Source organism: Stenotrophomonas mori, from assembly GCF_023556335.1.
GTDB classification, from domain to species: domain Bacteria; phylum Pseudomonadota; class Gammaproteobacteria; order Xanthomonadales; family Xanthomonadaceae; genus Stenotrophomonas; species Stenotrophomonas mori.
Window position 1 is genome coordinate 1,594,670 of record NZ_JAIKTS010000001.1, and the last position, 26,887, is coordinate 1,621,556.

At 65.6% G+C, this 26,887-nt stretch carries 24 protein-coding genes and 1 pseudogene; 5 read left to right on the top strand and 20 right to left on the bottom strand.

Annotated elements, in window-relative coordinates:
- From K5L01_RS07250 to lpxH, 3 genes are all read left to right on the top strand, one after another.
- The gene (locus tag K5L01_RS07250; protein WP_250063248.1) at positions 1-1,137 is read left to right on the top strand and encodes a glycosyltransferase family 4 protein; all 1,137 of its coding nucleotides are present in this window, start codon (positions 1-3) and stop codon (positions 1,135-1,137) included.
- Complete coding sequence (locus K5L01_RS07255) at positions 1,118-1,657, top strand: phosphatase PAP2 family protein (RefSeq protein ID WP_250063250.1); 540 nt, start codon at positions 1,118-1,120, stop codon at positions 1,655-1,657. Before K5L01_RS07250 ends, K5L01_RS07255 begins: the two co-directional genes overlap by 20 nt.
- An 82-nt stretch (positions 1,658-1,739) precedes the next feature.
- Positions 1,740-2,486: a UDP-2,3-diacylglucosamine diphosphatase gene (lpxH, locus tag K5L01_RS07260; protein ID WP_250063252.1), complete on the top strand. Its 747-nt coding sequence runs from the start codon at positions 1,740-1,742 to the stop codon at positions 2,484-2,486.
- Positions 2,487-2,679: 193 nt separating this feature from the next.
- Here the strand turns inward: lpxH and K5L01_RS07265 are convergent, their stop codons facing one another.
- The 8 genes from K5L01_RS07265 to K5L01_RS07300 form a co-directional block, all read right to left on the bottom strand.
- A complete protein-coding gene (locus tag K5L01_RS07265; RefSeq protein ID WP_250063254.1) occupies positions 2,680-3,126 on the bottom strand; it encodes a hypothetical protein in 447 nt (148 codons plus the stop codon).
- A 64-nt stretch (positions 3,127-3,190) separates the two neighbouring features.
- Positions 3,191-4,105, bottom strand: a complete 915-nt coding sequence (locus tag K5L01_RS07270) for a ferritin-like domain-containing protein (protein WP_272494049.1) — start codon at positions 4,103-4,105, stop codon at positions 3,191-3,193.
- A gap of 39 nt (positions 4,106-4,144) precedes the next feature.
- Complete coding sequence (purF, locus tag K5L01_RS07275; protein WP_250063257.1) at positions 4,145-5,611, bottom strand: amidophosphoribosyltransferase; 1,467 nt, start codon at positions 5,609-5,611, stop codon at positions 4,145-4,147.
- A 31-nt stretch (positions 5,612-5,642) separates the two neighbouring features.
- Positions 5,643-6,374 carry a CvpA family protein gene (locus K5L01_RS07280; protein WP_250063259.1) on the bottom strand — a complete coding sequence of 244 codons (732 nt, stop codon included), beginning with the start codon at positions 6,372-6,374 and terminating at the stop codon, positions 5,643-5,645.
- Between the two features lie 35 nt (positions 6,375-6,409).
- Positions 6,410-7,378, bottom strand: coding sequence for an SPOR domain-containing protein (locus tag K5L01_RS07285; protein WP_250063261.1), 969 nt, complete (start codon positions 7,376-7,378; stop codon positions 6,410-6,412).
- 114 nt (positions 7,379-7,492) lie between these two features.
- Positions 7,493-8,767, bottom strand: a complete 1,275-nt coding sequence (folC, locus tag K5L01_RS07290) for a bifunctional tetrahydrofolate synthase/dihydrofolate synthase (RefSeq protein ID WP_250063263.1) — start codon at positions 8,765-8,767, stop codon at positions 7,493-7,495.
- A gap of 107 nt (positions 8,768-8,874) precedes the next feature.
- Positions 8,875-9,651 carry a TonB family protein gene (locus K5L01_RS07295; protein WP_250063265.1) on the bottom strand — a complete coding sequence of 259 codons (777 nt, stop codon included), beginning with the start codon at positions 9,649-9,651 and terminating at the stop codon, positions 8,875-8,877.
- On the bottom strand, positions 9,651-10,295 hold the full coding sequence (locus tag K5L01_RS07300) for a histidine phosphatase family protein (protein WP_250063267.1): 645 nt from the start codon (positions 10,293-10,295) through the stop codon (positions 9,651-9,653). Before K5L01_RS07300 ends, K5L01_RS07295 begins: the two co-directional genes overlap by 1 nt.
- 256 nt (positions 10,296-10,551) lie before the next feature.
- Here K5L01_RS07300 and K5L01_RS07305 point away from each other — a divergent pair, with 256 nt between their 5' ends.
- Positions 10,552-11,400, top strand: coding sequence for a hypothetical protein (locus K5L01_RS07305; RefSeq protein ID WP_250063269.1), 849 nt, complete (start codon positions 10,552-10,554; stop codon positions 11,398-11,400).
- A 575-nt stretch (positions 11,401-11,975) separates the two neighbouring features.
- Here the strand turns inward: K5L01_RS07305 and K5L01_RS07310 are convergent.
- Positions 11,976-14,141, bottom strand: a complete 2,166-nt coding sequence (locus tag K5L01_RS07310) for a S46 family peptidase (protein WP_250063271.1) — start codon at positions 14,139-14,141, stop codon at positions 11,976-11,978.
- A 129-nt stretch (positions 14,142-14,270) separates the two neighbouring features.
- On the opposite strand from K5L01_RS07310, the gene K5L01_RS07315 reads away from it, so the two are divergent.
- Positions 14,271-14,855 (top strand): hypothetical protein, encoded by a 585-nt coding sequence (locus K5L01_RS07315; RefSeq protein ID WP_250063273.1) that lies wholly within the window; start codon positions 14,271-14,273, stop codon positions 14,853-14,855.
- 147 nt (positions 14,856-15,002) lie between these two features.
- Here K5L01_RS07315 and K5L01_RS07320 read toward each other — a convergent pair whose 3' ends face one another.
- The 11 genes and pseudogenes from K5L01_RS07320 to K5L01_RS07370 form a co-directional block, all read right to left on the bottom strand.
- Positions 15,003-15,380 carry a hemagglutinin repeat-containing protein gene (locus K5L01_RS07320; protein WP_250063275.1) on the bottom strand — a complete coding sequence of 126 codons (378 nt, stop codon included), beginning with the start codon at positions 15,378-15,380 and terminating at the stop codon, positions 15,003-15,005.
- A 104-nt stretch (positions 15,381-15,484) separates the two neighbouring features.
- On the bottom strand, positions 15,485-15,802 hold the full coding sequence (locus K5L01_RS07325; RefSeq protein ID WP_250063277.1) for a hypothetical protein: 318 nt from the start codon (positions 15,800-15,802) through the stop codon (positions 15,485-15,487).
- 544 nt (positions 15,803-16,346) lie between these two features.
- Positions 16,347-16,599: pseudogene (locus K5L01_RS07330) on the bottom strand (transposase); the annotation flags it as partial.
- The gene (locus K5L01_RS07335; protein ID WP_250063279.1) at positions 16,600-16,989 is read right to left on the bottom strand and encodes a hypothetical protein; all 390 of its coding nucleotides are present in this window, start codon (positions 16,987-16,989) and stop codon (positions 16,600-16,602) included.
- A 27-nt stretch (positions 16,990-17,016) separates the two neighbouring features.
- A complete protein-coding gene (locus tag K5L01_RS07340) occupies positions 17,017-17,253 on the bottom strand; it encodes a hypothetical protein (protein WP_250063281.1) in 237 nt (78 codons plus the stop codon).
- Positions 17,226-17,978 carry a hemagglutinin repeat-containing protein gene (locus K5L01_RS07345; RefSeq protein WP_250063283.1) on the bottom strand — a complete coding sequence of 251 codons (753 nt, stop codon included), beginning with the start codon at positions 17,976-17,978 and terminating at the stop codon, positions 17,226-17,228. Before K5L01_RS07345 ends, K5L01_RS07340 begins: the two co-directional genes overlap by 28 nt.
- A gap of 612 nt (positions 17,979-18,590) precedes the next feature.
- Complete coding sequence (locus K5L01_RS07350) at positions 18,591-18,935, bottom strand: hypothetical protein (RefSeq protein WP_250063285.1); 345 nt, start codon at positions 18,933-18,935, stop codon at positions 18,591-18,593.
- A gap of 201 nt (positions 18,936-19,136) precedes the next feature.
- Positions 19,137-20,996 carry a VENN motif pre-toxin domain-containing protein gene (locus K5L01_RS07355; RefSeq protein ID WP_250063286.1) on the bottom strand — a complete coding sequence of 620 codons (1,860 nt, stop codon included), beginning with the start codon at positions 20,994-20,996 and terminating at the stop codon, positions 19,137-19,139.
- Positions 20,951-21,433: a hemagglutinin repeat-containing protein gene (locus K5L01_RS07360; RefSeq protein WP_250063288.1), complete on the bottom strand. Its 483-nt coding sequence runs from the start codon at positions 21,431-21,433 to the stop codon at positions 20,951-20,953. Before K5L01_RS07360 ends, K5L01_RS07355 begins: the two co-directional genes overlap by 46 nt.
- A gap of 60 nt (positions 21,434-21,493) precedes the next feature.
- Entirely contained in the window at positions 21,494-21,967 is a 474-nt protein-coding gene (locus tag K5L01_RS07365; protein WP_250063290.1) for a hypothetical protein, read from the bottom strand.
- Positions 21,968-21,993: 26 nt separating this feature from the next.
- The gene (locus K5L01_RS07370) at positions 21,994-26,838 is read right to left on the bottom strand and encodes a hemagglutinin repeat-containing protein (RefSeq protein ID WP_250063292.1); all 4,845 of its coding nucleotides are present in this window, start codon (positions 26,836-26,838) and stop codon (positions 21,994-21,996) included.
- Positions 26,839-26,887 lie beyond the last annotated feature (49 nt).

Here is a 26,887-nt window from a genome sequence, read left to right on the forward strand (position 1 = left end):
ATGCGCTATGCCATCGTCACCGAGACCTATCCGCCGGAGGTCAACGGCGTCGCCCTGACCGTCCAGGGCCTGGAGCGCGGCCTGCGCGCGCGCGGCAACACCGTGGACCTGGTGCGTCCACGCCAGCCGGGCACTGCGCAGAATCCGCACGAACTGCTGGTCGCCGGCCTCGCCCTGCCACGCTATCCGGGCCTGCGCTTCGGGCTGCCCGCCCCCTACCGGCTTGCCCAGCAGTGGCGCCGCGAACGGCCCGATGCGGTCTACGTGGCCACCGAAGGCCCCCTGGGCTGGTCGGCGCTGCGCGCCGCGCGCAGGCTCGGCATCCCGGTCGCCACCGGCCTGCATACCCGCTTCGACAGCTACCTGCCCGACTATGGCGCCACCTGGCTGCAACCGGCCGCGCTGGGCTGGATGCGCCGCTTCCACAACCAGGGCGATGCCACCGTGGTCCCTACCCGCGAACTGCAGGACTTCCTGCACCGCAACGGCTTCCGGCATCCCCGGCACCTGGCCCGGGCGGTGGACGCATCGCAGTTCTCGCCCCGGCACCGCGATGCCGGCCTGCGCCGCGCCTGGGGCCTGCACGACCACGACCTGGCGGTGATCCATGTCGGGCGCATCGCCGCGGAGAAGAACCTCGACCTGGCCGTGCAGGCGTTCCGCCGCCTCCAGCGGCTGCGTCCCGAGGCGCGCTTCGTGTGGGTCGGCGACGGCCCGCTGCGCGAACGCCTCGCCCGCGACAACCCCGACTTCGTGTTCTGCGGCCTGCAGCGCGGACAGGACCTGGCACGCCATTTCGCCAGCGGTGACCTGTTCCTGTTCCCCAGCCGCAGCGAGACCTTCGGCAACGTCACCCTGGAGGCCATGGCCAGCGGCGTGGCCACCGTCGCCTTCGACTACGGCGCCGCCCGCGAGCACCTGCAGGACGGGCACAGCGGCCTGGCGGTCGGGGACGATGCCGGCTTCATCGACGCGGCGCTGCTCCTGGCCGGCGACGATCCGCTGCGGGCGGCACTCGGCCGACACGCCTGCCAGGCCATGCAGCAACTACATCCCGACCAGGTCGTCGCCGAGTTCGAAGCCCTGCTGCTCCAGCTCGCCCACCGGGAGAACGATCATGTCGCCGCTGCCGCGTAACGGCCTGCTCGCGCGCGAGGCGCGCTGGTGCCGGCGTGCCAACCAGTACGGCCGCCACCGCCGCGTCCGCACCGTGTTCGCCATCATCAGCCGGCTCGGCGACGGCATGTTCTGGTACCTGCTGATGGCCGCCCTGGTCCTGGCCGACGGCATGGACGGCCTGCGCGCCTCGGCGCACATGGCCGCCACCGGCCTGGCCGCGCTCACCCTGTACAAGGTACTCAAGCGCTGGACCCGGCGGCCGCGGCCGTTCGCCGCCGACCTGCGCATCCGCGCCTGGGTTGCGCCGCTGGACGAATACAGCTTCCCCTCCGGCCACACGCTGCACGCGGTGTCGTTCACGGTGGTCGCGCTGGCCTACTACCCCTGGCTGGCGCCGCTGCTGCTGCCGTTCACCGCCGGCGTCGCGGTGTCGCGGGTGGTGCTCGGCCTGCACTATCCCAGCGATGTGCTGGCCGCGACCGGCATCGCCCTGCTGCTGGGCGCCGCCTCGCTGCAGCTGTGGCCGCTGCCGTCCTGAGCCGCCCCGTCGGCGGGGCCGACCGTGGGCCGCCGTCCACCTCCCCGGGCGGCGCCATGGACAATGCCCCTACAATGCGGGCATGACCACGCTGTTCATCTCCGATCTGCACCTGGACCCCAGCCGTCCGGCCATCACCGAGCTGTTCCTGGATTTCCTGCACGGGGAAGCGCGCCAGGCCGAGGCGCTGTACATCCTCGGCGACCTGTTCGAAGCCTGGATCGGCGACGACACGCCCTCGCCGGCCGCCGATGCAGTCGCCACGGCGCTGCGCAGCCTGGCCGATGCCGGGGTCCCGGTGGCCTTCATCCGTGGCAACCGTGATTTCCTGCTGGGCGAGGCCTATGCCGCACGCGCCGGGATGCGCATCCTGCCCGACCCCTGCGTGATCACGCTGTACGGCAAACCGGTGATGCTGCAGCACGGCGACCTGCTGTGCACCGACGACACCGCCTACCAGGCGTTCCGGGCGCAGACCCGCGACCCGGCCTTCATCGCCCAGTTCCTCTCGCAACCGCTGGACGCGCGCATCGCCTTCGCGCAGAAGGCCCGCGCCGCCAGCCAGGCCCGGCAGTCGGAGCTGAAACAGGACGACCGCGCGCAGTTCGAGGTCGTCACCGATGTCGCCCCGGCCGAGGTCGCCGCCACCTTCGCCCGCTACGGCGTGGACACGATGATCCATGGCCATACCCATCGCCCCGCGGTGCACCGCGTTCAGGTCGGCGGACGGGACTGTACCCGCATCGTGCTGGGCGACTGGTACGAACAGGGCTCGGTACTGCGGGTGGATGCCCACGGCTACCGGCTGGATGCACTGAGCGCCGCCTGAGCCAGGAACCGCACCGGGCCGGAACCCACCGCGCCCGCTCCTGTGGCCCCCGTCGGCACCGCGCCCCGGCCGTTCCCCGCACGCGGCCACGACGGGCACCGCGTTCCGCGTCCCGGGCGACGCCGGGCCAGGCGCCGGGAGGCGCGGGCCGCACACCGCCACCGATGGGAAGCCGCGGTCACCGCGGAACCGCTTACTGCGGCGGCGGTGGCGAAGCCGGATCGAACGCGCACCCCGGCGCGGTTTCATCGTCCAGCCGCCAGGTCACGCTGAAGGGATGGACCTGGTCGGACATGCCGTCCGAGCAGCGTTCACGGCGCACATCCAGCCGGAACGGCGAGCCGCCGTCCTCGCCCCACAGATGCAGGCCCTCGGCATCCACGCTGCGCTCGGCCTGCAGCCGGCGCGGCGCGTCCAGGGTATCCGGCGTGGTGTAGGTCAGCACCTGGCCATCCACCCGCACTCCCCAGAACGGCTCGACACCGCCGGCCTGCAGCGCGTCCGGGAACACCGCGGTGCCCTCCCCGTCACGCGGCGCCGGCACCTCTGCGGACGGAGCCTCCGCCTCCGGTACCGCCGGCGTGCAGGCCAGCAGCAACAGCATCGGCAGGATCATCGACAACGGGCGGATGGAACGCATGCGGGATCTCCAGGGAGACGGGCTGGGGGGCCATCATCGCACAGGGCCCGTCAGGCCCGGCCGCTCACCGGGCCTGCTCGACCAGGTCCGCCAGCTCGTCCTCGTCGAAACCGGCCAGCAGGCGCGCTTCGAGGTTGAACGGGCCATGCAGGTACCCGCCGGCGTATTCGCGCAGCAGTTCCTTGAAGCGGGCGCGCGGTTCGACACCGGCACGCTCGCAGTACCAGCGGTACCAGCGCGAGCCGGCGGCGACATGCGCGACTTCCTCGCGCAGGATCACCTCCAGCACGTCGGCGGTGGCCTCGTCGCCCAGCGCGCGCAGCCGGACGATCATGCCCGGGGTCACGTCGAGCCCGCGCGCCTCCAGGACCCGCGGCACCAGCGCCATCCGCGCCAGCCCGTCGTGCGCGGTCTTCTCGCACATCTCCCACAGGCCGTTGTGGGCCGGGAAGTCGGCGTAGTCGTAGCCATGCGCCTGCAGGCGTCCGCGCAGCAGCATGAAATGGCGCGCCTCGTCGTCGGCGCAGCTCACCCAGTCGGCGTGGAAACTGCCGGGCAGGCCCCGGAACCGGTAGACCGCATCCCAGGCCAGGTCGATGGCGTTGAGTTCGATATGGGCGATGGCGTGGATGAACGCCGCCCGGCCCTCCGCGCTGCCCAGCCCCCGCCGCGGCAGGTCGCGCGGATGCACCGTCACCAGGTGCGCCGGGCGCCCGGGCATGCGGATCGGCGCCGGCGCCGGGGCCTGCAACGGCGCCTTCAGGCGGCCTGCACGGAAACGCGCGGCGTAGGCCCGCGTCAATGCCACCTTGCGCAGCGGGTCGGCCTCGTCCAGGCAGTGGCAGGCCGCGGCATGGAGATCCTCTTCCGGGAGATCGTCCACCCCGGTGCCGGGATCGTCCGCCGCCGACGGCGCCCGCACGCCATCGGGCAGGCAGGTCGCAGGGCCGGGAACCACGGGGCGGCGGGGATTGCTCATCGGTATCCGCAGGAAGGGCCTGGTGCTGCCGGCCGGCGGTCAGGCGCGGCGCTGGGTCTTGGCCTCGTCCGAGCGCAGTTGCTGGATGCGGCCGAAATACCCCGGCTCGATGCCGGTGACGTAGTGCCCGTTGAAGCAGGACGAATCGAACCCCTGCAGGGCCGGATTGCCCTCGCGCACCGCCGCTTCCAGGTCTTCCAGGTCCTGGTAGACCAGCCAGTCGCAGCCCAGGTGCTTCTCGATGTCCTCGACGCTGCGCTCGTGCGCCACCAGCTCCTCGGCCGCGGGCATGTCGATGCCGTAGATGTTGGGATGGCGCACCGGCGGGGCGGCGCTGGCCAGGTAGACCTTGCGCGCACCGGCGTCGCGCGCCATCTGCACGATCTGCTGGCTGGTGGTGCCGCGCACGATCGAGTCGTCCACCAGCAGCACCACGCGGTTGCGGAACTCCAGGTGGATCGGGTTGAGCTTGCGGCGCACCGATTTCACCCGCTCGCCCTGCCCCGGCATGATGAAGGTGCGGCCGACGTAGCGGTTCTTGACGAAGCCTTCGCGGTACTTCACCCCGAGCACGTTGGAGATCTCCAGCGCCGCATCGCGCGAGGTGTCCGGGATCGGGATGATGGTGTCGATGTCGTGGTCCGGGCGCAGGCGCAGGATCTTCTCGCCCAGCTTCTGGCCCATGCGCATGCGCGCCTTGTGCACCGAGACGTTGTCGATCATCGAATCCGGGCGCGCGAAGTACACGTACTCGAAGATGCACGGGGTCTGCTGGGTGGTGGTCGCGCAGACCTCGGCGAACAGTTCGCCGCGCTCGGTGATCACCACCGCCTCGCCCGGCGCGACGTCGCGCACGCGCTCGAAGCCGAGCACGTCCAGCGCCACCGACTCGGAGGCGACGATGTACTCGTCGCCCTCGGCGTGCGCGCGCTTGCCCAGCACCAGCGGGCGGATGCCATGCGGATCGCGGAAAGCCACCAGGCCCAGGCCCAGCACCACGCTGACCACCGCATAGCCGCCCTTGCAGCGGCGGTGCACGCCGGCCACGGCACGGATCGCTGCTTCCGGGGTGAGCATGCGCTGCGCGTCCAGCTCATAGGCGAACACGTTCAGCAGCACTTCGCTGTCCGAATCGGTATTGATGTTGCGGCGGTCGGCCTCGAACACCTGCTGACGCAGCGCCTCGGTGTTGATCAGGTTGCCGTTGTGCGCCAGCGCGATCCCGTAGGGCGAGTTGACGTAGAACGGCTGCGCCTCGTCGGTCCCCTCCGAACCGGCGGTCGGGTAGCGCACATGGGCGATGCCGACGCGGCCCTGCAGCACCGCCATGCGGCGCTCGTCGAACACGTCCCGCACCAGGCCATTGGCCTTCTCCACCCGCAGCCGGGTGCCGTGCGCGGTGGCGATGCCCGCCGCATCCTGGCCGCGGTGCTGGAGGACGGTCAGGCCGTCATAAAGCTGTCCGGCGACGTTCTGGTTGCCGACGATTCCGACGATGCCACACATGTTGCGCGATCTCCGCTGGGCGTGCGCCCGGTTAACGTGAAGGAGGCCGTGCCTGGCCCGTTGGCCCGGTCCGTGCCGGGCCGGTGTGATCCGGGCGCACCTGCGCCGGATCGATGTTGGGAGGCCACGCCTCCGCCGGGTCCCGGCGTCCGTCCCCGGACGCCGCCGGGCCGGCGTCTTCCGCCTCGTCCGGCACCGCCCGCGGCCGCCCGCCGCCCGCTTCGTATTCGCTGAGCGCGGCATTATCGCCTGCCAGCACCGCCTTGCCCAAATCCAGCAGGAGATCATCCGGAACCTCCGGCAACGCCGGCAGGCGGCCGCGCAGCCAGTCGGCCGCCGGCTGCAGCCACGGCACCACCTGCGAACGCCGCCAGGGTTCGCCGTCGGCCGCCGGCGTGAAGCCCAGCACCAGCACCGCCAGCACCGCCAGCAGGCCGCCGCGGACGATGCCCAGGAGCAGCCCGAGCAGGCGGTCCGGACCGCGCAGCAGCACGGTCGAATCCACCACCCCGCATACCAGTGCCCCCAACGCCGACACCACCAGCAGCACGGCGATGAAGGCCAGCGCATGCCCGGTGGCGTACTGCACCATCGTCGGCGCGGCACCGCCGCTCAGCATCAGCGTGACCTCCTGGCCGGCACGCAGCGCCGCCCAGCCCGCCAGCACCCAGGCCAGCACGCCGAACACCGTGGCCAGCAGGCCCCGGCTCAGGCCGTACAGCCCCGACACGGCGATCAGGCCCAGCAGCAGCAGGTCGATCACGCGCGGTCCCGGCGGCCGTCAGGCAGGGCGCCGCATCAAGGGTGCGGCCGCACCATGCCCGGGATGCCGACCTTCGCCGCCACCTGCGCCTTCAGCCGCTCGGCCTCGGCGCGGTTGGCGACCGGACCGACACGGACCCGGTTGAGCACCCCGTTGTCGGTACGCACCTGCTCGACGAAGGCGCTGAAACCGGCAGCGCGGACCTTGTCGCGCAGTGCATTGGCATCGGCCGGCTGTGCGAACGCCCCCAGCTGCACCGCGAACCCGACCGACGGCGCCGCCGGCGTGGCCGGTGCTGGGGCCGGGGTCGCAGCGGGCGCGGGGCGTTCGCTGGCGGCCGGCCGCGCCGGCTCCGGCTTGGCGGCGGTGCGCGGCTCCGTCCTGGGCGGCGCGGGCGCCGGGCGCGCCGGCTCGGCCGCCGGCGGAGCGCTGCGTGCCGGGGCGGTGGCAACCGGCATCGCCGGCTCCTTGTCCGCATCGAGCACCACGACCTGCGCATTCACGTCGCTGCGGACCTTGGCGGCCGCCAGCCGCACAAGCTCGGCTTGCGCGCGGTCGGCGTAGGGACCGATGCGCACGCGCCAGGCCGACCGCCCATTGATGGTGTCTGGTTGCCGGAAGCCCGGCAGGTCGGACTGCTTGAGGTGGGCGATCACCGCATCGGCATCGGCCTCGCTGGCGTACGCGCCGAAATTCACCGCATAGTTGCCGGCCGCGGCACTGGGCGGCAGCGCGGTGCCGGCGGTACCGGCCGGGGGCGCGGCGGTGGCCGGCAAGGCCGCCGGCATGCCGGTGGCGCCACCCGCCGGTGGCGTCCCGGGCGCGACCAACGGCAACTCGCGGGTTTCGAACTGGCCATCGCCCGGCGCGTCGGGCGCACGCAGTGGCACGTCCTGCACGCCGCTGTCCGGCGCCGGGCCTTTGACCAGCATGGGCAGGAAGATCACGGCCAGGGCCACCAGGACGATGGCGCCAATCAATCGCTGTTTCAGGGAAGTATCCACGGCAGGGCGTCTGGGCGGCGGAACGGAGGGTCCGGCGATTATAGGCGGGCGTCCGTCCACGCCGTGGCGATCAGCTGAACGGCGGCGCCGCCGGAGGTGCCGGCCGCACCGTGCTCAGGCTGCCGGCTCCAGCAGCGGCAGCGCCTCGGCGACAGTATGGAAGGAGCCGAACACCAGCACCCGGTCGCCACGGCGGGCCTGCTCGAAGGCCGCTTCCAGGGCCTGGGCGACATCCGCGCAGGCCAGCCCGGCGGCGGCCGCGGTGCCGGCCAGGCGCGCGCGCAGCTGGTCGCCGTCCTGCCCCCGCTCACCGCCCAGCCCGGCCAGGTACCAACGGTCGATCCGCGCCTGCAGCGCGGCGACCACCCCGGGTGCATCCTTGTCCGACAGCGCCGCATAGACCGCCAGCGTGCGACCGGTGGCGGGCCGGGCACGCAGTGCCTCGGCCAGCGCCGCGGCCGCCTGCGGGTTGTGGCCGACATCGACCAGCACCTCCACGCCGTCGCGCTCGAAGCGTTGCAGGCGGCCACGCACCTGGGCCGCGGCCACGCCCTGCGCCCAGGCGGCGCGCGGTACCGTCCGGTCCAGCGCCTGCAGCGCGGCGATGGCGGTGGCGGCATTGGCCCTCTGGACCGGCGCCCACAGCGCCGGCTGCGGCAGTTCCACCTGGAAGGACACGTCGCGCCAGCGCCAGCGTCCCGCGTCGATCGGCTCGGCGAAGAAGTCGCTGCCGAAGCGGAGTGCATTGGCGCCCAGCGCGTAGGCCCGCCGCAGCACGCTCGACGGCGGGTCGATCTCGCCGAGCACCACCGGCTTCCAGCCGCGGATGATCCCGGCCTTCTCCACGCCGATGGCCTCGCGGTCGCCGCCCAGCCAGTCGGCATGGTCGATGTCCACCGTGGTGATCACCGACACGTCGGCATCGACGATGTTCACCGCGTCCAGGCGCCCGCCCAGTCCGACCTCCAGCACCGCCAGGTCGAGCCCGGCCTGCTGGAACAGCCACAGCGCGCACAGCGTGCCGTACTCGAAGTAGGTCAGCGGCGTCTCGCCACGCGCGTCCTCGACCGCATTGAACCCGGCCACCAGCCCGGCATCGTCCACCTCGGCCCCGTCGATGCGCACCCGCTCGTTGTAGACCCGCAGATGCGGCGAGGTATAGGCCCCGACCGTCCACCCGGCCGCCCGGCCGATGGCCTCGATGAACGCCACCGTCGACCCCTTGCCATTGGTGCCGCCGACCACGATGCAGTGCCGGGCCGGCCGCGCCAGGCCCATGCGCGCGGCCACCTCGCGCACGCGCTCCAGGCCCATCGCGATGGGCTGCCGATGCTGGCGTTCGATATGGGCAAGCCACTGCGCGAGCGTGGCGGGACGGGACGGAGACATGCGGCCTCTTGGGGATGTGTCGCGCCACACGCGGCCGGCGGGCGCTGGAGGGCGCACATGATACAGCCGCTCCGCGGCCGCTCAGGGAGTGCCGCCCACGGCGCCGCTCAGGGCAGCGGTTGCGGCCGTTGCGGACCGCGACGATCGCGCAGGTCGGCCAGCGAGCGGCGGCAGGCCTCCAGGTCGCTCCCGCACAGCACGCTGGTGACCACGAACCGCTGCCGGCCGTCGTCGACCAGGCGGTTGCGCACCATCATCGTGCCGTCGGTCTGGAACAGGCTCACGCCCTCTTCGTCGCGCAGCCAGAAATGGGCCTGTGGCCCATAGCGCCGGAACAGCGCCAGCGGCCCGATCGCCGCGACCGCCTCGGGGATGTACATGTAGCCGATCGGATACGGGTCGGGCAGGTAACCGGGCAGCGCACCGTCGGCCGCGACGGGCGGCGCCGGCACGCGGCCGCTGCTGCGCTCGTCGAAGAACGGGTCCGGCGGACGCCGGCCGGCCTGCGTGGCCACCTCCGGCGGCAAGGGCTGGAAAGCGAACGGCAGCCGGTAGCGCGGCTGGCCGCGGGCCGAGGGCGGAACGGTCCAGCCGCGCGCCGCCGCCAGCGCCGTCTCGTCCAGCGTGGCCACGCCCGAGGAGCGCTCGACGACGGTGTCGGTGACGCGGCCGCAGGCATCGGCCTGGATGACGATGTCGACCGCGTAGCCGAGCAGCCGCCACAACTCCGACGGCGGATAGGACGGCGCGCGGTTGTCCTGCGCCGAGAAGGGCGGACAGCCGGCGTCCACCGGCAGAGGCTGCTCCACCTGCGTGGCGTGCACCGGCGGCACCGCCAGCAGCAACGCCGCCAGCCACCCGCGGTTGGCCCGGCGCCCCGCCATCAGAGCGCCCGGTGCTTGGCCTCGCCGAAGAATGCGGTGTGGTGCGCGCAGTCGTTCATCCGCACGACCTCCAGGTGCTCCACGTCCGGGCCTTCGAGCAGGTTCAAGGTGGCCGGCGCCTGCCGGAACGTCCACAGCTTGCCGATCGGCAGGCCGAGCACCTTGCACAGGATCACCCGGTTGACCGCGTCGTGCGCGACCACCAGCAGAGTGTCGTCCTTGCCCAGACCGTCGGCGGCGTTGGCCAGGCCACGCCAGCTGCGGTCCAGCACCTGCCGCAGCGACTCGCCGCCCGGCATCAGCACCGTGTCCGGTTCCTCGCGCCAGGCGCGCAGGCGCGCCGGATCCTTCGCATTGATCTCGCTGGACAGCATGCCTTCCCATTCACCGTGGGCGATCTCCTGCAGGTCCGCATCGGTCTGCAGCATCCCCTCGCGCCCGGTCCCCAGCGCCGCGCGTGCCGTGCTCTGCGCGCGCGACAGCGGCGACGCCACCGCACGGGTGATGTCCAGCGCGCGCAGGCGCTCGCCCAGAGCCTTGGCCTGGGCCTCGCCGGTCGGCGAAAGCGGGATGTCGATCTGGCCTTGATAGCGGCCTTCGGCGTTCCACGGTGTTTCACCGTGGCGGGCAAGCAGGATACGCATTTAATCGGGATGTCCGTCGTGGGGCCCGCATCATAGCCTGTCGCCAGCGCGATGCCGGCCTCGGTTGCGCCCGTTATCAACCCGGCCTGGCGGGTGCCGCGGCCCGGCCTGCTCCGCACTCGGCGACAGGCGGCCGCCAGCCACCGGCCACGGACAGGCCGGCACGCGCGGGCAGGCGCTACCATAAGCGCCCCCCGATGCCGGCAAAGGGCGAGTTCCAGATGAGGGTCCGCGACTTCGACGTCCACCAGGCCGCATGACGACCGCCCCGGCCACGCCGCCCGCCACACCCGCGCCCCTGAGCGAACGGCTGTACCCCTGGGCCGCCGCGCTTGTGAGCGCGCTGCTGCATGTACTCATCGTGCTGTTGCTGCTGCACTCCTCGCCGCCACTGGTGACCACGCCGCAGGGAACGGCCGGCGGCGGCCGGGTCAAGGTGGACTTCGTCGGCGAAGCACCGGCGACACCCGAGCCCAGCGACACCCCGCCGGCACCGGCACCCGAACAGCGCCCGCGGCCCGAGCCGCGATCGGCACCACGCCGCGCCCCGGAGGCCCGCAAGCCGGTGCCGGAGGCCCGCTATATCGAGCCCCCGGCCGAACCGGAACCCCAGCCGCAGGACCGCCGCGAAGCCGAGGCCGCGCAACCGGCGGCCGCCTCGCGGCCGCCACAGGGCACCCAGCGCCACCCGCGGACCTGGACCGGGCGGCCACCAGGTTGGCAACCGCAGGACACCGCACCCAGCGAGCATGGCCGCACCAGCGGACCGCCCAGCGACGATGGCTACCGCAACGACATGGCGGCCGGCGAGCCGGCGATGGAGGTCGGCGGCTACCAGATCGTCTACGACCTGCTCTCCGAGACGCGGCTGCGCACCTGGATGGCGCAGGGCATGAAGGAACTCTCCATTCCGCTGCCCGGCACCACCTACCTGATGGTCTGCCCCGCGGAAGTCGCCCTGAGGCGGGGCTCGAGCAAGTGCCGCCTGCTGCCCCCCGACGCACCGGAACTGCAGACCATCGGCGATGCCCGCCAGGTCGTCACCGTGATGTATGTGTACCGGCGCGGCGAACTGGTCTGGCGTGGCCCCGGCCCCTACCGCTGATCCCCGCCGCTGCGGCAGGCCGCCGGGCCGGGCTTGCCCCACGCATCCGAACATATCGACAACGCGCGGCACATACCGGCCCGCCGCCAGGCAGCGGACAGGGTGGGCCGAACAGCTCTCGGGAAGGCCCCAGCGGGGCGCGGCCCCGCTCTACGGACGGTCGCGTTCCAGCGACGGATCGCATCCCCGGACACTGTGGCGTGGCGCTCTTGTGTGCTGTGGCGCTGGGCGATCCCTCGGAAAGGCCCCAGCGGGGCGTGGCCCCGCTCTACGGACGGTCGCGTTCCTGCGACGGATCGCATCCCCGGACACTGCGGCATGGCGCTCTTGTGGGCTGTGGCGCTGGGCGATCCCTCGGGAAGGCCCCTGCGGGGCGTGGCCCCGCTCTACAGGGGCCGTGGCCGGTGGCTCGTCCGGCCCGCCGGCAACGGCGGGCGGCCCTGCCCTTGCTCTCGAGAGCTCCCGGCCATCATGGTCCTGCGGCTCTCCACCTGGCCGTGACGGAGAGCCGGCGACAAAAAACCCCGGGGGGTAGACCGCCCGGGGTTCCTTTTTCGATCCGGCGGAAACGCGGCCTACTTCGCCGCCGCCTCCAGCTCCTGCAGCAATGCCGGGGCCGGGGCCACTTCCTGCATGATCCAGCGCATGTAGCGCTGATCCACCGAGATCATCCGGGTCATCACCGGGTCGAACACCCAGTTGCTGGCCACTGCTTCCCAGATGCCGTCGAACGCCAGCCCGACCAGCCGTCCCCGCGCATCCAGCACCGGCGAGCCGGAGTTGCCGCCGGTGATGTCCAGGTCGGCGAGGAAGTTCACCGGCACGCTGCCGAGGCGCGCGTCCTCCAGCCCGCCATGGCGCTTGGCCTTGACCGCATCGAGCAGCGCCTGCGGCGAATCGAACGGATCCGCTCCGGTTTCCTTGGCGACCACCCCCTCCAGCGCGGTGAAGGCCGGCTGCACCGTGCCATCCAGGCCGGTATAGCCCTTGACGTTGCCGAAGGTGATGCGCAGCGACAGGTTGGCATCCGGATAGACGAATTCGCCCTTGCTCTGCTTGTAGTCGGCGATGGCCTGCAGGAACAACGGCCGCGCCACCAGTTCCTCGCCGCGCTTGCGCTTGGCCTGGCGCTCGATCTCCAGCAGCGCCGGCGTCACCGCCACCGCATACTGGATGGCCGGATCGGTGCTGGCCTCGAAGGCCGCCCGATCGGCACCGAACCATTTCATGCGCTCGTCCAGCTCGCCCAGGCGCGACCCATCGAGCCGTGCCAGCGCCGCATCCGCGGCCGCGGTATCGCCGCCGCCCAGCCACGCATCGAAAGCCGGCACACGCTGGTCGGCGGGCAGTTCCATGTACCGCTGCAGCCAGTACTGTTGGAGCTCACGGTCCATCGACGCCACATAGCGGCGGTCCATCTGCTTCAAGCCGCCCTCGATGGCCGGCAGGTCGCGCACCTGGTAGCCGTCCTCGCGCTGCGCATCCGGCTTGGCCTTTTCAATGGCCAACCGGTAGAGGCGCACCGCGGTCCCGAGGGTGCCGGTGCGGTTGAACATGCCCAAGGTGAAGTCGCGCTGCTGGGTGCTGCGCGCCTGCTCGCCCAGGGCCTGCAGCCGCGCATGGGCCGCAAGCGCCGGCGCCCCGGCGTCGCCCTGCCCGCGCAGCCATTCCAGCACCGCGGCCTCTTCCCGGCGCTTGTGCGCCACCAGGCCGTTGCGCTCGAAGCCTTCCAGCTGGCTGTCGAAGTTCTTGCTGGTGTTGTTCCAGCCCGCCATGTTCGCGGCGTACTTCACCGCGATGTCCTTGTCACCGCGGCCCGCCGCCTCCACCAGGGCGATCTGGTCCTTGTAGGCCTTGGCCACCGCCGGGTATGTCCAGTTCGCGGTGTTCTCGAACTCGCTGGCCAGCGCATAACGGTCGGTACGCCCCGGATACCCGGCCACCATCACGAAATCGCCTTCGCCCAACGGCTGGTCGGCCAGCTTCAGCCAATGCCGGGGCTGGTAGGGCACGTTGTCGGCCGCGAACGCGGCCGGCTTGCCGTCCTTGCCGACATAGGCACGGTAGAACGCGAAATCGCCGGTATGCCGCGGCCACATCCAGTTGTCGACATCACCGCCGAACTTGCCGACGCTGCCCGGCGGCGCATAGGCCAGCCGCACATCCTTGATCTCCATGTTCTTGAACAGACGGTAGGTGTTGCCCCCGGAGAAGCTGTACAGCGTGCAGCTGTAGCCAGGATCGGCCTCGCAGCCGGCGACCAGCGTCTTCTCCAGCGCCTCCAGCGCCTCGGTGCGCTTGAGCGGATCGGCGCCGGCCGCGGCGATCGCGGATTTCGCCTGCGCGGTGACGTCGGTGATGCTGTCCAGCACATAGATGCGTGCATTCGGGCCGGCGCTCAACTCGTCACCATGCGCCGCGGCGCTGAAACCCTCCTTGATCAGGTTGTTCTCGGCGGTGGAGTTCAGCTGGATGGCGCCATAGGCACAGTGGTGGTTGGTGGCCACCAATCCCTGCGGCGACACGAAGCTGGCGGTGCATCCGCCCAGCGCCACCACCGCCCCCATCGGATCACCGGTGAGGTCGGCCAGCTGCTGCGGATCCAGTTCCAGCCCGGCGCGCTTCAGCGGCCCGGCGATCTCCGGCAGCTGCTGCGGCACCCACATGCCTTCGGCGGCGTGCGCCAACTGGACCGCACCCAAGCCGGCCAATACGGAAAAAGCGAGAATATTCAAACGCATGACGCGGACCCCCGAAGAATGAGTAGATCGATTGTAGCGGTTGCAACCACCCGGATTCCGCCGCACTCTTTCTCCATGCCCCCACGCCTGAACCCAGGGGGCCGATGCCGGAATCGCCAGGGAGGGGAGATGACCGTGATGCACGCCAGCCTGTTGCAGGCCATCCAGGCCTATCGTGAGACACACGCCGTCACCGGGCTTTTCGCGCAATGCCTTGCGCGACTCGAGGACAAAGGCTTTTCACTGCTTCGGGATCCGGATGCCTCCGCACCGGACGTCCGGCACGGCGCCTCCGCCCTCATCGTCCACTGCATCGCATCCGCCCTGGACGACCACCGGATATCCCCGACGGAAATGGACAGCATTTCCGCGCTCAAACGGATCTACGCCATTGAAGAAGGCGACCTGCTGGCCCTGCAGAAAGCGGCCATCCACGACCTCCTGTCGCAGGAAATGCAGCGGATTCTCGCCGACGAACAGGTCGACAGGGCAGAAGCCCTGCTCCAATCGGACCTACAGCGCGCACTGGACCTCGGTTATGACGACTACCTTCGGCTGACCCGCAGCAGCCTGCGGCCGGTCGTCGAGCGCCTGCTCGCCGCGGCCCGCGAAAGCACTCCCGGGCAGCAGCGCCGGATACTCCGGAAACTGCAGAAGCTGGAGACCGTGCTCCGTATCGACCCATCCACCCTGACGGCGATCTGGACGAACTGAGCAGGCAAAGGACGCGGTTGCCTGGACCGGCTGGAGCATGCCGCACCGGCTTTGGAGCGCGCCGCCGATCGCAGCGCGAGCCGGGGGCGTCAACGCTTGCGGCGCCGCCAGTGACGGATTCACTCACCCGAACCTGCCGCTTTTAGGTTATTTCCTGACCGCCACCACGTGGCTGGCCTGCTGGGTGTAGGCCCCGCCCGCGCTCAGGCGCACGTTGCCGTCCAGGCTGCCCATGCTGCTGGCCACCTGCGACACCTGTGTGCCTTCGTCGCGGTGCCGCTCGGTGTGGCAGCCCGAGAAACGTTCAGTGTCGGAAATCGCCACGGTGCCGATGGCTTTGTCGTCCGAGCGGTTGGCATTGCTGACGACGTCCTGTCCGCTGCGGATACTCAGGTCGCCCGCCGCATGCACGTCCACGTCGCCCACGGCGACGATGTTGTTGGCGGTCAGGGCGATGTCGCCTTCGGTCGTGCGCAGGGTGGCGGCAGAACTACGGCGGAACCGACGCCGTCGGCCAGCAGGCATCGGAGACAGTTTCGGATTGCCGCCAGCCGCCACTTCCCCCTGCGATCAAGTGAAACTGGAACCGTCATTAAAACCGTTATTGCGAATACATAAATATTATTCAATCAATAAATAAATTTCGCATCAGCCTTTCCAGAGAAATCAACGGACAACAAAAACCCATCCCAAGCCCCCCCAGCATGAGATTTCATCAACCTATGCAGCTCATGAACCAAGTCAGACGCTTCATCACCTGGGTCATCCAAGAGCTCACTCATCACCTGTCCATTCTTAACCTGCGAGTACTTCGACCCAACCGACCACCCATTCTCGTACGTCTCATAACCAAATTCACACTCAAGTCTCTCATATGAGCCAGCAGCAGATGCCTTCATAATCTCAACAAGGCGCTCCAAGATTTTCACTTGATCCTCAATACTCACCGCCCCGCCTCATTCTTAAAAGACCTCCTTAATTTAACCCCATTTATAGAATAATCAACAACCAGAGAATCCAGCCTTGTTGATGAGCCCCCCCCTCGTAGAACGCACAACGATTCGGAGACAGTTTCGGATTGCCGACAGCCACCACTTCTCCCAGGGATTAAGTGAATCTGGAGCCGTTGTTTTGCACCCCACCCTCAGGACGAACTAAAATAAAAAGAACAAAAAACAAAGAAGACCCAAGCAGATATCATCAACACAAACTCAAGTGACAATATCTTGCGAACAAAAAACATGCGAACCACCTGCACCCCTGTCATTACAGGAAGTGCAAATAACGCAACCACTCCAGCATAATCAAACATGCGACCAAACGCCCCCCATGAGGAGCGGCACGAAAAGACCTCCAAGCACGCGCACAATAAAAATCTTATTAAAACAAAAAGCCAAAATAACGACACCAACCCCCATAGTAAAATTATTAAATATGAAAAAAATGATCTATTCCGACTAATGCCCACGCCACCCGAACCAATTATTTCCAAGGAAATCCACTCCAAGCTTCTTCCATCGTCGGATCGTTCAATGCACACCACTGCTGCAGCAAGTGGATACGCAGAATGGTTTCAAGCCAGTACGGCTTCCGGCTGGGGCCGCACTGTCTTTGGGTAATGCGAATCGATCAACGCCAACAGTCCTTTCCACGTCACAACCTGCTCCATCTCGGACAGGAAGATATTCAGAGTCTCTCTAGCTCTGCCCGAGCCCAATGCGAGGAGGAGATCAACTACAAGCATTCAATCAAAGAAAAATAAACCAATCCATGGCAATACTGCAAAAATAAAGAAAAGAAGAAAATACTCTCTCTCTTCAAATTTCCGCCCAATTTTTTCCATAAAGAACATCAAGACCCCCAGCAGAAAGCATACGCTACCCCACAAAATCCATATGGAGAAATAATCAAACTTTCGAACACCACCCCATTTAAAAAATCTAACCATGACCCTTACTGTAAAACTAAGCTGGGCAATACAACTAAAAGAATACAATAAGAATAAAAACCGCGCCGATCCCGACACACTTCTACGCAAAAAAATACGCACCAACAAAAACAGCCCCCCAAAGAAGCACAGGAACGGTTGAACAATCAGCCCTAAAAACTCCCATCCACCAGAAAGCATTAGCATACTCACATCTCAACTTGGCCTGAAATATTATTTATCTCCACTTCCACAGCTCTCATCCATTCCCATATTTCGGCACCCTGTCTTCATCCTCTCTTGAGCACCCATGAGATCCTCAACGCCGCCAAGAATTTCCATGGCCGCATCACTCCACCATCCGGCGCCCAGCAGCACATGCGACAGCAGCTGCACCGCCGCATTCGGTTCGTTGCCGTGGCCCAGATCGAACCTGTTATCGATCAGCTGTGCTGCATACGGGGCCAGCATATTGGCCGCAACGGCGGTCTCCGCTTGCAATGGGGGCATCGGTTGTAGGCATCGCGATAATCTGCACTATGGCTCAGCAGGTAGTCCCGCTGGCCCAACGCACTCAGCGTACCAATGCGGCCTGCTGGTCGGGTGACAGGCCATCGAGATAAGCATGCCGCAGCCGCCATACCCTGCATCACCTTGAGCCAGCCATCGGACTGGTGGGCGGCATCGACGTTGTTCACCAGCTCGATCAGCGGCGAGTTCACCCGCGCGAACGCACCGACCTTGAGGCTCTTGTCCTGCTGCGAGCCGCTGTTGAGGTCGTCCGCGGTGGTGATGTCGATCGTGGCCGCGGTGATGTCCACGTCCCCGGCCGCCACCACGTGGCTGGCCTGCTGGATGTAGGCCCCGCCCGCGCTCAGGCGCACGTTGCCGTCCAGGCTGCCCACGCTGCTGGCCACCTGCGACACCTGTGTGCCTTCGTCTCGGTGCCGCTCGGCGTGGTAGCCCGAGAAGCGCTCAGTGTCGGAAATCGCCACGGTGCCGATGGCCTTGTCGTCCGAGCGGTTGGCATTGCCCACGACGTCCTGTCCGCTGCGGATGCTCAGGTCACGCGCCGCATGCACGTCCACGTCGCCCTCGGCGACGATGTTGCTGGCGGCCAGGGCAATGTCGCCTTCGGTCGTGCGCAGGGTGGCGGCAGAACTACGGCGGAACCGACGCCGTCGGCCAGCAGGCATCGGAGACAGTTTCGGATTGCCGCCAGCCACCACTTCTCTCTGTGACTAAGTGAACTTGGAACCGCTATTCATGCCAATTCGGACGGAACATCTTGATAACTCCGACCGATTTGGCTAGGAATTACTATCCGCTAAGGATTTAAACCATGAATGTGAATACCAATCTCTAAGTGCGGCTACAAATTTTGCTTCCGCCTCACAAAGATCGCGATACTTAAACAGCGATCCTTCTGCACTAAAACCACCCCATACTCAACATGGCATGGCAGCACAACCTCCCCACGTGCAATCCGATCAAAAACATGAATGAGCCGCCGACAGGCCGCCTTTGCATCCGAATCGAACTCCGCGCATCGCCTTAAGATAAATTCAAAATCATTAGACCTCTTTTGAGTAATTTAATTTCCCCATCCACTTCATCATTCATACTCAACCCCCACCCGGAGGACGAAATGCAAATGAATCTACTCTTTTAGGATCCATCCATTGCGTGCGATTCGGAACAATCACCTACCGTGCCCCACCAGGTATCGCAACGCCGCCCTGATTTGTCTCTGCGACTTTCGAAGTGAATATACGCGGCATCACTCCAGACCTAGGACTAATACCTTCTCACACTCTAATCTTAGAAACAGCATCCTCAATCCCACAACTCCCCTTTATCACTTCGTACAAATATTCCCTACTATACAAATCATCTCTATCAAACTTATATACAAACTCATCAAGAAAATCACTTAAATGGAATTCATATTTATACTTGGCAACGGAAAGCATTCTTTGTATAGAAAATATTAAATCAAAAGAATCAACGCAATCGTTAAAACTATTACTATTTTTTACCCTATCAAACCCACCCTTTAATTCAAACTCAAATGCCCGAATCATTCGACTCACAGACAAAACAGCGCCTGCATAAATTTCCAACTCACCTCTAAAATCAGCAAAATCATTCACAATCACCCACCTCTTATTGGCTGAATATGCAAAATATCGCCAGTCTTTGGATTACAAATCATCTCCAATCCAGAGGACTCGAATTTATAGTATCCAGGCACACCCCTGGGATCAGGGTATATTCTGGGCGATGAATTCAATATTCCCTTTGTCTGCAAGAACGGAGCACCCCCCTCACCCCACAATCTTTCATAATAAGATTTACTTATACGAACCCCCCTCATATGCACCTCCAACAAGTTTAATCTCTTTAACAGGCTTAATTGCCGCGGCACTAAAAGCCAAAGAAATAACCATACCTCTCCAGTATTCGCCATTGGTAAAGATATTCCCCAAATCCGAAATCGCTTCGGAATAATTCCCCTCCAACACATGCACCCCAGCCGAACCAAGATCAAGCCCATAGCTTGGCGCCATACCCAAGGACCACGAACCAATCCCAGAATTAATGAATGCATTACATTCATATTTTTCCATGATTATTCGCGGCCGACCTTCCATGTCAGTTAAAACATAACTTACAACATCCCCCGTCTCTCTGTCCGTGTTGACCACGACACCATACGCAACACCTCCTTCCTGCGCCCTCGAGATAACAGAACTCTGGGTGCCATCGCCCATTTTCATAGTCGCATCGCAACCAGAGCCATTGGGATTTCCCTGGCAGCCTACCAATTTCTCAAAATACTGATCCCAGTGTAATTGCCGATTGTTTTCTACAGCATTCTTCGCAATATCCCCTCCCGTCACTGCCTCATTCATGCTGCTACCAATCAGGCTGCCAGATAGCGCACCTATGGCTTGCGACAACGCCGAGATAGTCTGCTTGTCCGCCCCTGGCAAGGCATTCATCAGCATTCCTGCCGCCAATTCGCCGCCTGCACCGGCCAGTGCTCCACCGGCCGCATTGCCGCCATTCACTTCCGCCAACACGGCGCCCAGCAGCGCATGCGCCAGCAGCTGCGTCGCCGCATTCGGATCGCTGCCGTGGTTTTCATCGAACCTGTTGCCGATCAACTGCGCCGCATAGGGCGCCAGCGCGTTGGCAACGGCCTGCGTACCGCCTTGGCCGGCCACGCTGCCCACCAACGCCGTGGTCACCGCCTGCAAGGCACGGTTGTAATCACCGCCGATGCCCCATTGCAGGGACGAGCCGTAGGCATCGCGGTAGTCGGCGCTGTGGCTCAGCAGGTAGTCCTGCTGCTCCGGCCCGCTCAACGTGCCAAACGCCGCCTGCTGTTCGGGTGACAGGCCATCGAGATAGGCATTGGCCGCTGCAACCATCTTGTCCTGCGCATGGGCCGCCAGGTCATCGGCAACCTGCCTGCTGCTCGCAACCACCGTCCCAGCCGCCGCCGCCATCGCCTGCTGGTCGGCCAGCACCTTCTGCAAGTCCGGCAGGTCGTCCAGTTGCTGGTGTGCCTTGCTCGCGTCGGTGTTGATGCCCAGTTCGGCTGCCGTGGTCGCCTTGCCGCCGATGGTGATGTCGCCCTCGGTCAGGGGGGCGTAGGTGGTGCTGCTGTCGCTGCCGCTCTCGTGCATCGGCACGCCGCCACCGACGTTGGCGCGGTCCGCGGCGCCCATCCCTGTCCCGGTACCCTGGTACTCGCCGGCCGCGCCTCCGAACCCAGCACCAAGGCTCGCCGTGCTGGCGCTGTAGTCCATCGTGTTCCGGAGGTCGCGGAAGTTCAGTTCCGCCGCGCTCAGTTCGCTGTTGCCCGCGTTGGTGCTGGCAATGGCGCCGCCGACCAGGTTCACTGCACCGCCGACGTTGACGTGGTAGCCGCCGTCACCGGCAAACAGCCCGCTCTGCTGGCCCACGCCCGCATGGTCGCCGCTGGCCTTGGACTGGCTGACGTTGGCGCTGGCGTTCCACGCCGTGCCGAACGACACCTGCACCCGCGCGCCCACTTCCACGCCGGCGTTGTGGCCGCTGCTCTGCTCGCTGACCTGTGATTGCTCCGCTTCCAGGATCAGGGCACCCGCCGAATCCAGGCTGAGGGCGTTGCCGGCGCTCAGGTTGACCTGGATGAACCCGCTCTGGCTCTGGCTGGTCGCCACGCCCACGCCGGCCTCGGCGCTGAGCAGCGATCCGCCACCGGCGCCGCCTGCCATCCCGCTGATGGCGCTGGCCGACTGGCCGCGCTCAGGCGCACGTTGCTGTCCAGGCTGCCCACGCTGCTGGCCACCTGCGATACCTGCGTGCCTTCGTCGCGGTGCTGCTCGGTGTGGTAGCCCGAGAAACGCTCGGTGTCGGAAATCACCACCGTGCCGATGGCCTTGTCGTCCGAGCGGTTGGCGTTGCCGGCCGTGTCCTGCCCGCTGCGGATGCTCAGGTCGCCCGCCGCATGCACGTCCACGTTGCCCTCGGCGACGATGTTGCTGGCGGTCAGGGCGATGTCGCCTTCGGTCGTGCACAGGGTGGCGGCAGAACTACGGCGGAACCGACGCCGTCGGCCGGCAGGCATCGGAGACAGTTTCGGATTACCGCCAGCCACCACTTCTCTCCGTGATTAAGTGAATCTAGAACCGCCATTCGTCAAGTCAACATCGAACCGTTATTTTGATTTATTCCACTTATTCCAGATCAACATTTTTCTTTGCAATTCTTTTTCCGCAACATCAGGAAACATCGATCCCACAAAATCACGCTCTATCTCACAAGCGCCAATAAACCAAGAAGGAGGAAATCCAGCTAGCGAATCAATGTTTTTTGTTAAAAAATAAATTATCTCTTTCGCATACTTGCTATTCCATTGAAGGGTGACTTGATCTCCTTTACCAATCGGCAGCCCCCCCCCCAGCCGCCTCACACCCTCCCCACAAATCGCAGCCCGTATGGTTTCAAATTGAAACGAACAGCCATCCTCAAAATCGAGGGTGCATGAAATATACTTTTCATACCTCTCATTTTGAGAAATAGATATTTCAAATTTCCCCATAGGGATCGATATACGATACCCCCCCGCCTCAACCCTTAAAGGCAATCGGGAAAATTCATGCGCAAAATGCTCAATGGCAGCCAGCGCCATACTATCAATCAGAATTTTCAGATTAATCACTTACACCCCCCAAAGCACATCTTTCCGGTATCAAAATCATAGACATAACCTTTCTTCACGAGGTAGTCATATTCTTTTCCGAAGCCGCTCATAGATCCGTCAGGCCTCAACAGAGATTTCTCCACAGGCCTTGTTGCCAATACAATATCGTCACCGCGCTTGATTGCAGAGTCAATGAATGGCCTATTTACTCTTTCCCAGAAACCATCAGGGCCGAGCGCCTTATAAATTCCATCCGGTGTATTCAAGAGATTGAATGAGCCCGGCTGAGCGGGGCCGTCGTAGACCATTCGTTTCGGCATGGAAATCTGACCATTTATGATGCTATTGGTGTCGTCCAGATAGGTCCCCAACACCGTTGTCATCTTATCGGGATTTGCCTTAATAATCACACCACTTGATGTTGTCAGCTCTTGCGGGAACAAAAGAGGGCTGCCATCACGGTAAAAATTATTTGCCACCCTTGCACTCTCCAGCGCCTCTTTTTCAGCCGCCCTGAATGCCTTGGCAATTACCTTTTCTGCCAGAATCGATTTTGCCAGCGCATTTACTTCCGCGCCGCCCACAAACATGCTCAGTACATCAAAACCCACTCGCCCTTCGGCGTCGCCATGTGCATAGACGTCATATAGATCCCAGTAATCCCCCCCATTCAAATTCCCCCTTATCACACCACTGATATCACCAATGTAGCCTTCCAAGCCACTAAGCATACCTTCCCGCATCGCCTTGGACTGGGCCTGCTTTGCATCAAAATATTTCCCAAATCCCTGATCATTGATGAATGAAGCGTCACTCCACATCTTGCCAAACTGCACTAGTGCGTTGGAATCCTTCCCTACCTGATAGACACCGGAAAGCAAATCTCCCACTCGACCAAAAACGCCATCAGCCTTTCCAGCCCCCTCCGCCAGCGTCCGCATAGCCTCATGGCGTATCGCCGTTAGCGGATCACCCTGCGCAGCCAACCAAATCGAGCCAGACGTTCCGCAGTTTGTACTGGCCTGAGCACAATCGATCTTCCAGACCAGATCACCTATTCCGGTATGCGTTGCCAGGGCACGTTCGTTGTCACGACTGTCGTGCATTTCCAGTGGGCTCTTGAATAGCCACTCCATATATTCGACCTGTCCCGCCAGCTGCGTGTCGAGAGCGTCATAGGCCTTCTGGAGTTCCGTCGCGCATGCAGCACTGGCGCTGTCCGCACAGGCGGCACGGAAGGCGTCATTGCGATTGGTGGACAACGACTCCAGATTGGCGGCCCGGCCGCAAGCATCTCCATCGCCCTTCTCGCATGCCTGAATCTCTTTCAGGTAATCCATCCTTTCGGCATGACTGAGGTAATTGTTCTCCACCGCATTCTGCGCAATGGAACTCCCCACTACAGCTTGTCTCAGCTCCCCATCACTGGCTCCGCCCGCAAGCGCACCGATGGCTTGTGACAATGCAGAGATCGTCTGCTTGTCCATTTCCGACAACCGATTCGGGTCGAACCGCCCGTTCTCGTCATAGGCATTGGGATCATCCCCATACAACTTCTGGGTCAGATAGTTGGCCGCCAGTTCACCGCCCGCACCGGCCAGCGCTCCACCGGCCGCATTGCCGCCATTCACTTCCGCCAGCAGCGCGCCCAGCAATGCATGCGACAGCAACTGCGCCGTTGCATTCGGATCGCTGCCGTGGTTTTCATCGAACCTGTTGCCGATCAACTGCGCCGCATAGGGCGCCAGCGCGTCGGCAACGGCCTGCGTACCGCCTTGGCCGGCCACGCTGCCCACCAACGCCGTGGTCACCGCCTGCAAGGCACGGTTGTAATCACCGCCGATGCCCCATTGCAGGGACGAGCCGTAGGCATCGCGGTAGTCGGCACTATGGCTCAGCAGGTAGTCCTGCTGCTCCGGCCCGCTCAACGTGCCAAACGCCGCCTGCTGTTCGGGTGACAGGCCATCGAGATAGGCATTGGCCGCTGCAACCATCTTGTCCTGCGCATGGGCCGCCAAGTCATCGGCAACCTGCCTGCTGGTCGCAACCACCGTCCCAGCCGCCGCCGCCATCGCCTGCTGGTCGGCCAGCACCTTCTGCAGGTCCGGCAGGTCGTCCAGTTGCTGGTGTGCCTTGCTCGCGTCGGTGTTGATGCCCAGTTCGGCTGCCGTGGTCGCCTTGCCGCCGATGGTGATGTCGCCCTCGGTCAGGGTGGCGTAGGTGGTGCTGCTGTCGCTGCCGCTCTCGTGCATCGGCACGCCGCCACCGACGTTGGCGCGGTCCGCGGCGCCCATCCCTGTCCCGGTACCCTGGTACTCGCCGGCCGCGCCTCCGAATCCAGCTCCCAGGCTCGCCGTGCTGGCGCTGTAGTCCATCGTGTTCCGGAGGTCGCGGAAGTTCAGTTCCGCCGCGCTCAATTCGCTGTTGCCCGCGTTGGTGCTGGCAATGGCGCCGCCGACCAGGTTCACTGCACCGCCGACGTCGACATGGTAACCGCCGTCGCCAGCGAACAGCCCGCTCTGCTGGCCCACGCCCGCATGGTCGCCGCTGGCCTTGGACTGGCTGACATTGGCGCTGGCGTTCCACGCCGTGCCGAACGACACCTGCACCCGCGCGCCCACGTTGCTGTCCTTGCTCTGGCTGTGCGCGGTGTCCTGCAGCGACTCGATGGTCAGGTCGCCGCCGGTGGCGACGTTGATCGTGTCCGCAGTGCCGGTCGCGCCGCGCAGGGTGGTATCGCCCTTGGAACGCAGGGTGAGCGTCTGCCCGGACAGCTGCGTGTTCTGGTAGGTGGTGCTGTCGCTGTTGCTGCGGTGGCTGCCCACGTTGGCCTGCGCGTAGGCATACACGCCGGTCTGCGCGCCCACCGACACGCCCACGCCCACCTCCGCGCCGGCACTGTGCCCGCTGCTCTGGTCGCTGAGCTGCGACTGCCCCGCTTCCAGGATCAGGTCGCCCGCCGAATCCAGGCTGAGGGCATTGCCGGCGCTCAGGTTGCCCTGGGTGACGTGGATGTCCCCGTCGGTGCTGGTCAGAGTGACGTTGCCGCCGCCGCTGATCGTGGAGCCCTGCGAGAGCCGCTCGTTGAACCGGCTCTGGTTCTGGCTGGTCGCCACGCCCACGCCGGCCTCGGCGCTGAGCAGCGATCCGCCACCGGCGCCGCCTGCCATCCCGCTGATGGCGCTGGCCGACTGGTAGGCGTTGGCCGCGGCGGCCATGCCCTGCATCGCCTTGAGCCGGCCGTCGGACTGGCGGGCGGCATCGACGTTGTTCACCAGCTCGATCAGCGGCGAGTTCACCCGCGCGAACGCACCGACCTTGAGGCTCTTGTCCTGCTGCGAGCCGCTGTTGAGGTCGTCCGCGGTGGTGATGTCGATCGTGGCCGCGGTGATGTCCACGTCCCCGGCCGCCACCACGTGGCTGGCCTGCTGGGTGTAGGCCCCGCCCGCGCTCAGGCGCACGTTGCCGTCCAGGCTGCCCACGCTGCTGGCCACCTGCGACACCTGTGTGCCTTCGTCGCGGTGCCGCTCGGTGTGGTAGCCCGAGAAGCGCTCAGTGTCGGAAATCGCCACGGTGCCGATGGCCTTGTCGTCCGAGCGGTTGGCATTGCCCACGACGTCCTGTCCGCTGCGGATGCTCAGGTCACGCGCCGCATGCACGTCCACGTCGCCCTCGGCGACGATGTTGCTGGCGGTCAGGGCGATGTCGCCTTCGGTCGTGCGCAGCGTTGCGTTGCCGCCCACCGACAGCTGCGTTCCGGTCACCGTGTCGCTGTAGCCGCTGCCATCGCCCTGTTGCCGATTCATGCCGACCGGCAACGAGGCGCTGGTATCCACGCTCCACCCCGAACGGTTGCGCTGCTGGTCGCTGGTGACGGTGTTGTGCGCCACGTCGAACACGATGTCCCGGCTGGCTAGCAGCAGGGCATCGCCCTCGGCCGACAGTTGCGCTCCCTGGCTGGTGATGGAGCCGTCGCTGGCCAGCAGGATCAGGTTGTTGCCGGCGGCCAGCTGGCTGACGCGGGCGTCGCTGCTGGCCTCGTTCTGGCTGCCGCCGGAACGCTGGCTGCCGGCCTTCAGCACCACCGGGGTGAGCGCGGCATGGCTGCCGGCCGCGATGCCGTCGGCGGTACGGGTGAGCTTGCCGATCGTGCTTCCACTGCCCGGGTTGCCGGCGGTCGCGTTGTCCCGGCCGCTGCGGTAGGCCGCGGCCGGGTCGTAGGTGGCGCCCACGGAAAAGCCGCTGGATTTGCTGGACTGGCTGGCGCTGCTCTCGACGGTGTCCTGCCGCGCTTCCAGCACGATGTCCCTGGCCGCCAGGGTCAGGTTCTCACCGGCGGCGACGTCAGGGGCCGCGATGGTCAGCTGGTTGCCGGCGCTGAGGGTCAGGTTTCCGTCCAGCGACGCCACCCCCGAGCCCACCTGGGTGGTGCCTTCCAGGGTGCTCTGCGCAGCGCTGCTGGACTTGCCATATCCCACGCTGGCCACACCGCCGGAGAAACCACCGGTAAGCCCGGACTTCGTCTGCCGGGATGCGTGCTGTTCGGCAAACGTGTCCTGCGCGGACTCGATCAACAGGTCGTTGCCGGCCGCCAATCCCACATCGCCACTGCCGATGACCTGCGATCCCTGCACGGTGAGGTCGCTGCCGGCGGCGATGCGTACGCTCTCGCCGCTGAGGGTGCTGCCCACCGCCAGGCTTTCGTGCCACTCGTCGTGGGTGGTGGTGGTCTTGCGTTTGAGGAAGCCCTTCTTGGTGCGCTGCTCGTCGATGCTCAGGTCGTGCTGTTCCTGCGCACTGAGCAGGCTGACGTCGCGACCGGCGGCCAGCGCGATGCCGCCTTCCTCGCTTTTTTCCAAGCACCTGCACCACCAACAGCCGATGGGCAACGACCGCTTCCGCACCACC

Bases quoted from the DNA above. Each gene is read 5' to 3' on its own strand.
- K5L01_RS07365 (WP_250063290.1), bottom strand. From the start codon at position 21,967: ATGGCGCTGGCTGCCATTGAGCATTTTGCGCATGAATTTTCCCGATTG.
- K5L01_RS07300 (WP_250063267.1), bottom strand. From the start codon at position 10,295: ATGCGTATCCTGCTTGCCCGCCACGGTGAAACACCGTGGAACGCCGAA.
- K5L01_RS07305 (WP_250063269.1), top strand. From the start codon at position 10,552: ATGACGACCGCCCCGGCCACGCCGCCCGCCACACCCGCGCCCCTGAGC.
- K5L01_RS07345 (WP_250063283.1), bottom strand. From the start codon at position 17,978: ATGCCTGCTGGCCGACGGCGTCGGTTCCGCCGTAGTTCTGCCGCCACC.
- K5L01_RS07265 (WP_250063254.1), bottom strand. From the start codon at position 3,126: ATGCGTTCCATCCGCCCGTTGTCGATGATCCTGCCGATGCTGTTGCTG.
- K5L01_RS07250 (WP_250063248.1), top strand. From the start codon at position 1: ATGCGCTATGCCATCGTCACCGAGACCTATCCGCCGGAGGTCAACGGC.
- K5L01_RS07310 (WP_250063271.1), bottom strand. From the start codon at position 14,141: ATGCGTTTGAATATTCTCGCTTTTTCCGTATTGGCCGGCTTGGGTGCG.
- folC (WP_250063263.1), bottom strand. From the start codon at position 8,767: ATGTCTCCGTCCCGTCCCGCCACGCTCGCGCAGTGGCTTGCCCATATC.
- K5L01_RS07340 (WP_250063281.1), bottom strand. From the start codon at position 17,253: ATGCTGGCCCCGTATGCAGCACAGCTGATCGATAACAGGTTCGATCTG.
- K5L01_RS07315 (WP_250063273.1), top strand. From the start codon at position 14,271: ATGACCGTGATGCACGCCAGCCTGTTGCAGGCCATCCAGGCCTATCGT.
- K5L01_RS07270 (WP_272494049.1), bottom strand. From the start codon at position 4,105: ATGAGCAATCCCCGCCGCCCCGTGGTTCCCGGCCCTGCGACCTGCCTG.
- K5L01_RS07295 (WP_250063265.1), bottom strand. From the start codon at position 9,651: ATGGCGGGGCGCCGGGCCAACCGCGGGTGGCTGGCGGCGTTGCTGCTG.
- K5L01_RS07255 (WP_250063250.1), top strand. From the start codon at position 1,118: ATGTCGCCGCTGCCGCGTAACGGCCTGCTCGCGCGCGAGGCGCGCTGG.
- K5L01_RS07320 (WP_250063275.1), bottom strand. From the start codon at position 15,380: ATGCCTGCTGGCCGACGGCGTCGGTTCCGCCGTAGTTCTGCCGCCACC.
- K5L01_RS07335 (WP_250063279.1), bottom strand. From the start codon at position 16,989: ATGCTAATGCTTTCTGGTGGATGGGAGTTTTTAGGGCTGATTGTTCAA.
- purF (WP_250063257.1), bottom strand. From the start codon at position 5,611: ATGTGTGGCATCGTCGGAATCGTCGGCAACCAGAACGTCGCCGGACAG.
- lpxH (WP_250063252.1), top strand. From the start codon at position 1,740: ATGACCACGCTGTTCATCTCCGATCTGCACCTGGACCCCAGCCGTCCG.